Origin of the sequence: Streptomyces sp. NPDC032472 (assembly GCF_040636955.1) — a bacterium.
Taxonomy (GTDB): domain Bacteria; phylum Actinomycetota; class Actinomycetes; order Streptomycetales; family Streptomycetaceae; genus Streptomyces.
The window spans coordinates 1-9770 of sequence record NZ_JBEZVK010000126.1 but is presented as its reverse complement, the minus strand read 5'-3'; the positions used below and the strand labels follow the sequence as shown (position 1 = coordinate 9770).

Here is a 9770-nt window from a genome sequence, read left to right as displayed (position 1 = left end):
CGAAAGCCGCAGCGAACGCCGGCTGAGCCGCATACAACTCACGACCCATCCCCACCCGCTGAGACCCCTGACCGGAGAAGACCGCGGCGAGCCGGGCCCCGGCCGCCGGCCGCCCCTGGACCAGGGACGGCACCGCACGGCCTTCGGCCAGGGCCCGCAGCCCGGTCAGGAAGTCCTCACGGTCGGTGCCGACGACCGCAGCACGGTGGCCGAAGGCGGTACGGCCGGTCGCCAGGGCCAGGCCGGTCGCGGCCGCCCCGGACTCCTCCGGGAAAGCCTCGACATGCGCCGCCAGGGCCGCAGCCTGGGCCCGCAGGCCGTTGGCGGTCGGTGCGGAGAGCACCCACGGCACCGGCTGCCCGCTGCCGGCCCCGTCCGCCGTACGCGGCGACGGGTCGGACCCGGTTTCGGGTTCTTCGAGGATGACGTGTGCGTTGGTACCGCTGATGCCGAACGAGGACACGGCAGCCCGGCGCGGACGGCCACCCGGCTCCCACGGGCGTGCCTCGGTCAGCAGGCTCACCGCGCCCGCCTCCCAGTCCACCCGGGTCGAGGGCACGTCGGCGTGCAGGGTCGCGGGCAGCGTGCGGTTCCGCATCGCCATCACCATCTTGATCACACCCGCAGCACCCGCCGCGGCCTGCGTGTGACCGATGTTCGACTTCACCGAACCCAACCACAACGGCGCCTCGTCGCTGTGCTCCTGGCCGTAGGTGGCCAACAGCGCCTGCGCCTCGATCGGGTCACCCAACCGCGTACCCGTACCGTGCGCCTCCACCACATCCACATCAGCACCGGTCAGACCCGCCGAAGCCAGAGCCTGCCGGATCACCCGCTGCTGCGAAGGACCGTTCGGCGCCGTCAAACCATTGCTCGCCCCGTCCTGGTTCACCGCACTGCCGCGCATGACCGCGAGCACCTGGTGCCCGTTGCGCCGCGCATCCGACAAGCGCTCCAACAGCAGCAGACCCACGCCCTCGCCGAACCCGGTCCCGTCGGCATCATCGGAGAAGGCCTTGCACCGCCCGTCCTCCGACAGCCCCCGCTGTCGACTGAACTCCACGAAGGTCGTGGGAGTCGACATCACGGTCACACCGCCGGCCAATGCGAGGGAGCACTCGCCCTGGCGCAGAGCCTGGGCAGCCAGGTGCATGGCCACCAGCGACGAGGAACACGCCGTGTCCACACTGACCGCCGGCCCCTCCAGACCGAAGGTGTAAGCCACACGGCCCGAGGCCACACTGTTGGAACTGCCGTTGACCAGGTAGCCCTCCAGCTCCTTCGGTGCCCGAGTGATCCGCGAGGCGTAGTCGTTGTACATGACGCCCGCGAAGACGCCGGTCCGGCTGCCGCGCAGGCTCGCCGGGTCGATACCGGCCCGCTCGAACGCCTCCCACGCCGTCTCCAGCAGCAACCGCTGCTGCGGATCCGTCGCCAGCGCCTCACGCGGACTGATCCCGAAGAACTCCGCGTCGAACCGGTCCGCGTCGTACAGGAACCCACCGTGCCGCGTGAAGGACGTGCCGCTGCGCTCCGGATCCGGGTCGCGCAACGCGGCAAGGTCCCAGTCGCGGTCCTCGGGGAAGTCCCCGATGACGTCGCGGCCCTCCGCCACCAGCCGCCACAGCCCCTCCGGGTCGGTGACCCCGCCCGGGAAGCGGCAACCGATGCCGACGATCGCGATCGGCTCGTCGGCGGGGATGCCGGCGGCGGCGCCCGCGCCTGCGAGGTCGGCGCCCACGGTGGTGTCGGCCGCTTCACCGCCGAGGAGTTCACCGGCGAGGTGCGCGGCGAGCACGCTCACCGTCGGGTGGTCGAAGACCAGCGAGGCGGGCAGTTTGAGTCCGGTGGCCTGGTTCAGCCGGTTGCGGAGTTCCACGGCCGTCAGCGAGTCGAAGCCCAGCTCGATGAACGGGCGGTCCACCGGCACGGCGCGCGGGTCGGCGTGGCCGAGTACGGCCGCCGCCTGGGCGCCGACCAGTTCGGTCAGCAGCCGCTGCCGGTCCGCGGCCGACAAGGTCCGCAGCCGGTCGGCCAGTCCCCCGCCGGAGCTGTCGGCTGCGGATCCGGCCGCCGCCGCCCGACGGGCCACGGGCCGTACGAGACCCCGCAGGAGTACCGGCACGGGTGCGCTGCTCCGGGCCAGGGCGGCCAGGTCGAGGCGGGCCGCGACCACGGCAGGAGCCGTCCCGGCGAGGGCCTCGTCGAAGAGCGCCAGGCCTTCGGCGGCGGCCAGCGGTGCGACGCCGGAGCGGCCCAGTCGGGCCAGGTCGGAGCCGGTGAGCTTGCCGGTCATCCCGCTGGCCTCGGCCCACAGGCCCCACGCCAGCGAGGTCGCGGGAAGCCCGTCCGCTCGCCGTCCGGCCGCGAGTGCGTCGAGGTAGGCGTTGGCGGCGGCGTAGTTGCCCTGCCCCGCCGTGCCGAGCGTTCCCGCGAGCGAGGAGAACAGGACGAACGCGTCCAGGTCCAGCTCCCCGGTGAGCTCGTGCAGGTGCCGGGCCGCATCGGCCTTGGGAGCCAGTACGCGCGCCAGCCGCTCCTCGGTCAAGGACTCCAGCGTGCCGTCGTCCAGCACACCAGCCGTATGCACCACAGCCGTGAGGGGATGCGCGGCCGGGATCTCCGCCAGCAGCGCCTGCAGAGCCCCCCGGTCGGCGGTGTCACACGCCGCGACCGTGACCTGCGCACCCAGCGCACCCAGCTCCGCAACCAGCTCCCCCGCGCCGGGCGCAGCCGCACCACTGCGCGAAACCAGCAGCAAGCGCCCCACGCCGTACTCGGTCACCAGATGCCGCGCGAACAAGGCACCCAGCAGCCCGGTACCACCCGTGATCAGCACCGTGCCCCCGGCCCGGAAGACCGCACGGTCCCCCACACCCGGATCCTCCGCCGCCACCGGAACGAGCCGGGGCAGGAACCAGCGCCCGTCCCGGACCGCGCTCTGCGGCTCGGTGGGGGCCTCCGGCAGCTCGGGCACGGACGCGCCCTCCTCCAGGTCCAGCAGGACGAACCGGCCGGGGTGCTCGGTCTGCGCCGAACGCACCAGCCCCCAGACGGCCGCCGCCACCGGATCCGGTCGCCCGGCACCGGCCCCGGACACGGCCACCGCCTGTCGCGTCACCACGACGAGCGGCTCGGCGACCTCGCCGGCCACACGCGCCTGGAGTGCCGCCAGCACCTGCGCCAGCACCGCGCCGACGGGCTCGTCCCCGGTCGCCGGCTCGAACAGGTCGACGGCGCCGCCCCCGCCGGACGGCGGGTCGTACGGCTGCCACTCCACCCGCAGCAGCGGCACCCGCCGGGCCCCGGCGGTCCGCAACCGCTGCTTGTCCACGGGGCGCAGGCTCAGCGAGGCAACCTCCGCCACCTCGCCGCCGAGTACGTCGGCGACGGAGACGGAGATCTCGTTGCGGCCGGCCGAGCGCAGCCGGACCCGCAGGGCGGTGGCGCCCTCCGCGTTCAGGGTGACCCCGCTCCACGAGAAGGGCAGGGCACCCTCCTCGACCTCGCCGAGCGCCCCGAGCACCACCGGGTGCAGGGCCGCGTCCAGCAGCGCCGGGTGCAGCCCGAACGCACTCGCGTCCGCGCTCTCGCCGGCGGCGAGGGCCACCTCCGCGTACACCTCGCCGTCGAGCTGCCACAGGGCGCGCAGGCCCTGGAAGACGGGCCCGTACTCGTACCCCTGGGCAGCGAGCTGCTCGTAGGCACCGTCCAGGTCCACGGGGACCGCGCCCGGCGGCGGCCATGCGGCCGGCAGCGGGTCGGCGGAGCCGGCGGGGCCGGATGACGTGGAGTCCTGGCCGGAGCTCAGCGTGCCGCTGGCGTGCCGGGTCCACGTGCCGTGCGGATCCTCGTCGTCCGCCCGGGACAGCACGGCCACGTCGCGGCGGCCCTTCGCGTCCGGTTCGCCGACCGAGACCTGCAGGCGCAGCGCGGCGCCCTCGGCGAACACCATGGGTGCGTGGACGGTGAGTTCCTCCAGGTGCGGACAGTCCGCGTCGCGCCCCGCCCGCAGGGCCAGTTCGGCGAAGGCGGTGCCGGGCAGCAGCACGGTGCCGCTGACGGCGTGGTCGGCGAGCCACGGGTGCGTGCGCAGGGAGAGCCGGCCGGTGAGCAGCAGGCCGCCGCCGTCGCCGAGTTCGACGGCCGCGCCGAGCAGCGGGTGCGCGGCGGGGCGCAGTCCGGCGGTGTTCATGTCGCCGGTGCGGGCCGCGCCCTCCAGCCAGTACGAGACGTGCTGGAAGGGGTAGGTGGGCAGCTCGACGTGCCGGTACGGGCGACGCTCACCCGGGCCGGTCTCCGCGGCGGAGGCGAAGGCGGGTGTCCAGTCCACCGCCAGCCCTGCCGTGTGGCCGGCGGCCACGGAGGCGTGGAAGCGCTCCAGTCCGCCCTCGTCCCGCCGCAGGGTGCCCAGGGCCACCGCCTCGGCTCCGGGCGTGCCGGGCCGCTCGTCGGCGGCTGCGGCGATCGACTCCTGCACTGCTGCGGTCAGCACGGGGTGGGCGCTGACCTCGACGAACGCTCCGTGCCCCTGGTCCAGCAGGGCCCGGGTGGCGAGGTCGAAGCGCACGGTCGCCCGCAGGTTGCGGTACCAGTACGCGGCGTCGAGCTGCCGGGTGTCCAGCAGGTCGCCAGTGACGGCGGAGTAGAAGGGTATGCGTGCCTCGCGGGGTGCGACGGGTGCGAGCAGACCGAGGAGTTCCTCCTCGATCGCCTCGACGTGCGCGGAGTGGGAGGCGTAGTCCACCGGAATCCGGCGGGCCCGGACCTCCTCGGCGGCGCAGGCGTCGAGGAGGTCCTCCAGCGCCTCCGGGTCACCGGAGACCACGCACGAGGCGGGCCCGTTGACCGTGGCGACCGAGAGCCGGCCCGGCCAGGCCGTGATCCGCTGCTCGGTCTCCTCGTACGGCAGCGGTACGGAGACCATTCCGCCGGTGCCGGCGAGCGCGGCGAGGGCGCGGCTGCGCAGGGCGACCACGCGGGCCGCGTCCTGGAGGGTGAGCGCGCCGGCGACGGCGGCCGCCGCGATCTCGCCCTGCGAGTGCCCGACCACGGCGGCCGGGCGGACACCGTACGACTCCCAGAGCGCAGCCAGCGACACCATGACGGCGAACAGCACGGGCTGCACGACGTCGACCCGGTCGTAGCCGGGGGCGCCGGGCGCGCCACGCAGCACGTCGAACAGCGACCAGTCGGTGAACTCGGCGAGCGCGGCCGCACATTCGGCCATGCGGGCCCGGAAGACCGGGGCGGTCTCCAGGAGTTCGAGGGCCATGCCCACCCACTGCGAGCCCTGGCCGGGGAAGACGAACACGGTTCCGCCGAGTCCGCCGGGGGCGGCTGCGCCGGTGACCACGCGCGGGTCGGGGCGGCCTTCGGCGAGGGCGGCCAGGGCCTCCCGTACGGCGTCGCGGTCAGGGGCGGTCACGACGGCCCGCTGGTCGAAGACGGTCCGGGTGGTGTGCAGGGCCCAGGCCACGTCCGCCGCGTCGACGGGGTGGGGGGCTTCCGCCGCGAGCAGGTCGCGCAGCCGGGCGGCCAGTTCGGACAGCGGCTGCTCGGCGCGGGCGGACAGCACCAGCGGGGGCAGCGGGCGGTCGGCCTGGGGCTGCGCCTCGGTCACCGGTGCCGAATCGGTTTCGAGTTCGGGTTCTTCGAGGATGACGTGTGCGTTGGTACCGCTGATGCCGAACGAGGACACGGCAGCCCGGCGCGGACGGCCACCCGGCTCCCACGGGCGTGCCTCGGTCAGCAGGCTCACCGCGCCCGCCTCCCAGTCCACCCGGGTCGACGGCACGTCGGCGTGCAGGGTCGCGGGCAGCGTGCGGTTCCGCATCGCCATCACCATCTTGATCACACCCGCAGCACCCGCCGCAGCCTGCGTGTGACCGATGTTCGACTTCACCGAACCCAACCACAACGGCGCCTCGTCGCTGTGCTCCTGGCCGTAGGTGGCCAACAGCGCCTGCGCCTCGATCGGGTCACCCAACCGCGTACCCGTACCGTGCGCCTCCACCACATCCACATCAGCACCGGTCAGACCCGCCGAAGCCAGAGCCTGCCGGATCACCCGCTGCTGCGAAGGACCATTCGGCGCCGTCAAACCATTGCTCGCGCCATCCTGGTTCACCGCACTGCCCCGCATGACCGCGAGCACCTGGTGCCCGTTGCGCCGCGCATCCGACAGCCGTTCCAGCAGCAGCAGACCCGCACCCTCACCCCAGCCGGTGCCATCGGCATCGTCGGAGAAGGCCTTGCACCGCCCGTCCTCCGACAGCCCCCGCTGCCGGCTGAACTCGATGAAGGTGTTGGGGGTGGACATGATCGCCACGCCACCGGCCAGTGCGAGGGAGCATTCGCCCTGGCGCAGGGCCTGGGCGGCCAGGTGCATGGCCACCAGCGACGAGGAACACGCCGTGTCCACACTGACCGCGGGCCCCTCCAACCCGAAGGTGTAGGCCACCCGGCCCGAGACCACGCTGCCGGTGTTCCCGGCGAGCAGCAGGCCCTCGTACCCCTCGGGCGCCGGCTGGAGCCGCGAGGCGTAGTCGTTGTACATGACGCCCGCGAAGACGCCGGTGCGGCTGCCGCGCAGGGTCGCCGGGTCGATGCCCGCCCGTTCGAACGCCTCCCACGCCGTCTCCAGCAGCAACCGCTGCTGCGGATCCGTCGCCAGCGCCTCACGCGGACTGATCCCGAAGAACTCCGCGTCGAACCGGTCCGCCTCGTGGAGGAAACCGCCGTGCCGCGTGTACGAGGTGCCCCGCCGGGTGGGGTCGGGATCGTAGAGGGACTCCAGGTCCCAGCCACGGTTCTCCGGGAAGCCGGAGATGGCGTCGCGGCCCTCCGCCACCAGCCGCCACAGCCCCTCCGGGTCGGTGACCCCGCCCGGGTAGCGGCAGCCGATGCCGACGATCGCGATCGGCTCGTCGGAGGCGACGGCGGAAGCGGCGGAGTCCGTGACCGGGGCCCCGGAGCCGTCCTCGTCGGCGCCGACCGCCTCGGCGAGCAGGTGGGCGGCCAGCACGCTGGCGGTCGGGAAGTCGAACAGCAGCGAGGACGGCAGCTTGAGCCCGGTGGCCTGGTTCAGCCGGTTGCGGAGGTCCACGGCCGTCAGCGAGTCGAAGCCCAGCTCGCTGAACGCCCGGTCGGTCGGCACCGCCTGGGGGCCGGGGTGGCCGAGCACGGTCGCGGCCTGTGCCCGGACGAGGGCCAACGCGGCCTGCTCGCGCTCGGCGGCGGGCAGGGTGCGCAGCCGCTCGGCCCAGGATCCTGCGGCAGCCTGGCCGGCGGCGGCCCGTCGGCGGGCCGGAACGCGGACCAGTCGGCGGAACAGGGGGGGCAGTGTGCCGTTCGCGGCCCGCCCGCGCAGCTGGTCCAGGTCGAGGCGGGCCGCGACCACGGCAGGAGCCGTCCCGGCGAGGGCCTCGTCGAAGAAGGCCAGTCCTTCGGCGTTCGGCAGCGGGGCGATGCCTGCCCGGCGCATCCGGACCAGGTCGGCGTCTACCAGCTCGCCGGTCATCCCGCCGGCCTCGGCCCACAGGCCCCAGGCCAGCGAGGTCGCGGGGAGTCCGGCGGCGTGCCGGAGCCGGGCGAGCGCGTCGAGGCAGGCGTTGGCGGCGGCGTAGTTGGCCTGTCCGGCCGTGCCGAAGGTACCCGCCACGGAGGAAAAGAGGACGAACGCGTCGAGGTCCAGGTCCCGGGTGAGCTCGTGGAGGTGCCGGGCCGCATCGGCCTTGGGAGCCAGTACGCGCGCCAGCCGCTCCTCGGTCAAGGACTCCAGCGTGCCGTCGTCCAGCACACCAGCCGTATGCACCACAGCGCTGAGCGGATGCGCGGCCGGGATCTCCGCCAGCAGCGCCTGCAGCGCCTCCCGGTCGCCTGTGTCACACGCCGCGACCGTGACCTGCGCACCCAGCGCACCCAGCTCCGCAACCAGCTCCCCCGCCCCGGGCGCAGCCGCACCACTGCGCGAAACCAGCAGCAAGCGCCCCACGCCGTACTCGGTCACCAGATGCCGCGCGAACAAGGCACCCAGCGCCCCGGTACCACCCGTGATCAGCACCGTGCCCCCGGCCCGGAAGACCGCACGGTCCCCCGCGCCGGAAGCCTCCGCCGCCACCGGAACGAGCCGGGCCGCGGAGAGCTCCCCGTTGCGCACGGCCAGCTGCGTCTCGCCGGCCGCCACGGCGGCGGCCACTGCCGCCGCCGGAACGTCCGTGCCATCGGTGTCCAGTAGCACGAACCGGCCGGGGTGCTCGGCCTGCGCGGAGCGTACGAGCCCCTGCACGGCCGCGCCCGCCAGGTCACCGGTCACGTTCCGGGTGCGGACGATCAGGACACCCTCTTCGTCCTCCGCGAGCCTCTCCTGGATCCGGGCCAGCGCCGCGGCGGTGGTCGCGTGGACCGACTGCCCGGTGGTCACCTCGTACTCCGCCAGGCCGGCCGGTGCCTCGCCGGCTGCCGCGTCGAGCGGCAGCGGTACCCATTCCAGGGCCAGCAGGCCGGTCCCGCTGTCGGCCCGGGCTCCCGTGGCCAGCGGCCGGACCATCAGCTCGGCGATCTCGGCCACCGGCGCGCCCGTACCGTCGGTGAGCGTCAGGGCGGCGGTGCTGTCACCGGTCGGGGAGATCCGCACGCGCAGCGCGTCCGCGCCGACCGCGTGCAGCCGTACACCGGAGAAGGAGAACGGGATCCTGGGCGCCGCGCCGGCTCCCGCCGTCGTGGCGTCCGCCAGGACGAACGGGTGCAGGGCCGCGTCCAGCAGCGCCGGGTGCAGGCCGAAGGAATCGGCGGCGCCCGAGGCCTCCGAGGGCAGCCGGACCTCGGCGAACAGCTCGTCGCCCCGCCGCCACAGGCCGGTCAGGCCCTGGAACACCGGGCCGTAGCCGTATCCCAGGCCTGCCAGCACCGCGTATGCGTCGTCCAAGGGCACGGCCTCGGCACCCCGAACCGGCCAGGCACCGGCTTCGGCCCCGGCTGCCGGTGCGGCCGCGGAGCCGACGGGTTCCTCGGCGAGCACCCCCGACGCGTGCCGCGTCCACGGCGCGTCGACGCCGCTCGTGCCCGGGCCGCGGTGCGGGCGGGACAGCACGGTCACCGCGCGCCGGCCATCGGCCTCCGGTGCCTTCACGGACACCTGGAGCTGTACGGAACCCTGCTCGGGCAGGAACAGCGGTGCTTCGAGGGTGAGTTCGTCCAGTACTCCGCAGCCGGACCGGTCCCCCGCGTGCAGCGCCAGTTCCACGAAGGCGGTGCCCGGCAGCAGCACCTGCCCGCCGACCGCGTGGTCGGCGAGCCACGGGTGCGTGCGCAGCGAGAGCCGGCCGGTCAGCAGCAGGCCCTGCTCGTCGCCCAGTTCGACGGCGGCGGCCAGCAGCGGGTGGCTTCCGTCGCCGTCCAGGCCGAGCCGGCCCAGGTCACCGGTGGTGGCGGCCTGCTCCAGCCAGTACCGCTCGCCCTGGAAGGCATAGGTCGGCAGGGCGAGCGGGTTCGCCGGGGCGGGGCCGTGCAGGGCCTGCCAGTCGACGGTCAGCGCGCCGCACGCGTGGGCGTCGGCCAGTGCGGAGAGCACCGACACGCTCTCGTCGGCGGCCTGGCGCCGCAGGGCCGCGAGCACCCGCACCCGCTCGTCGTCGCCCAGGGTTGCGGCGACGGCCGGGGTGAGGACGGCGTCGGGGCCGATCTCCAGGTAGGTGGTGATGCCTTCGCGGCGCAGGGTGCGGATGCCGTCGGCGAAACGGACCGCGTGACGGATGTGGTCGACCCAG

General features: G+C 74.5%; 1 protein-coding gene. It reads right to left on the bottom strand.

The features are described from left to right. The coding region (locus tag AB0F11_RS36205; RefSeq protein WP_362183517.1) for an SDR family NAD(P)-dependent oxidoreductase at window positions 1–9770 on the bottom strand (9770 nt) is incomplete at both ends.